General features: G+C 35.6%; 1 protein-coding gene. It reads right to left on the bottom strand.

Features of this window, described 5'->3' with window-relative positions; all coding sequences use genetic code 11:
* Window positions 1–571: 571 nt before the first annotated feature.
* On the bottom strand, window positions 572–718 hold the full coding sequence (locus F6K13_RS33240; RefSeq protein ID WP_161564527.1) for a hypothetical protein: 147 nt from the start codon (window positions 716–718) through the stop codon (window positions 572–574).
* Window positions 719–1,393 lie beyond the last annotated feature (675 nt).

Here is a 1,393-nt window from a genome sequence, read left to right as displayed (position 1 = left end):
TAATCACAACAATGTTATCTCCTTTACGGTCTAATGCTGCGTTAACTATTGTCGATGTCAATTCTAAGGTTCCATCGGATTCTGAATTTGTCTGACTTAATTCGGTTGACAAGGACTGAATATGGGGGTAATTTGACATTAAATTATCTGTTTCCTTTTCCTTATATATATTTATTGTATTGGATATTTCTGTTGACTAATTTTTAGCCTTTGTATTAGTCATAATCTGATTGATTTTATTGCTGCTTCATTTTTTGTTCATCCTCGGGTTTTTTGGCCTTTTTCAGGAACCAATTTCTTGTTAATATAATTTTTGGGTGAATCAAACAATTAGTCCCTAGCAAGTGCTTTATAGTATAATCGCAGGTTAACCAAACTGCTTGGAAGAGATTTTCCTTACTAAGTTGTCTCAAATGCTGTGACTCTGCATTGTCACCTTTACCTGGTTCTAAAGTATCTGCGAGGAAAATTATGCAACTTAGCTGATTCATAGCTGGCTCTCCTCATGTATAATTAGTTATCATTTTCTTTGTGGCTTTAATACCCCACCGTCAACGGGGGTATTCACGCATTACTTGGGGGAGCGTAGACGCGGAGCGGCCCTTCGTTGACTATCCCCATGTAATTTTCCTCCTGTCTCCTGTCTCCTGTCTCCTGTCTCCTTCTTCAATGATGCTAAAATCTCCTGATCCTTGATACCAAACTCTTTTTTGGCCACAATTCACTTACATTAGCATGAAGCAAATGAGAAGAGACTTCTGATACTAAATCTATTTCTAAACCCTCTGACTTAGAAATTTGTAATAATAGGGGAGAAAAATATTTAGCAAGATCGTGCATCAATGTTGCTAGTTGATCTTTCTCCTAGTTTATAGTATAATAGTTTGCTATATCCTGTGCCATTTTTTATACTCTAAGAATATGTTTGAGCCTAGAGACTGAAACATGAACGGAAAGCCATGTTAATACCAGCGCTGTTTCATTCTAACACTGTGCCATTTTATGTATTGACTAAACCACGTTACAGGTTTAGGAAATGTATCTTCGCTGTCTGAAAATCAATAAATTCATTGTCAAAATCTAGAATGAAATGACCCTGATGTTAATACTTTGTCTTTAAGTTGAACCAAATCTAATTTTTCCTATTTTGGAATTGACAATTCCTCATATTTCATAACAATTATTTTGACTTCACACTGATGATTTTGATAAGAGTTTGTGATTTTCTTAAAGTATAAATTTATCAGATTTTTACCTAAGGGACAACAACAGGGAAAAACAATTATAACGTTTCGACAGGTTTTTAGTATTTGTTTGTAAGCATTTCCTGCGGAATGCTGCGCAAACAGCTATTAGCAGTCAGCTATCCCCTGGGTCAGGACTACGTTAACAG

The organism is Okeania sp. SIO2B9 (assembly GCF_010672505.1).
GTDB lineage: Bacteria > Cyanobacteriota > Cyanobacteriia > Cyanobacteriales > Microcoleaceae > Okeania > Okeania hirsuta.
The sequence above is the reverse complement of the archived record's forward strand: the minus strand, read 5'-3'. Positions and strand labels throughout refer to the sequence as shown.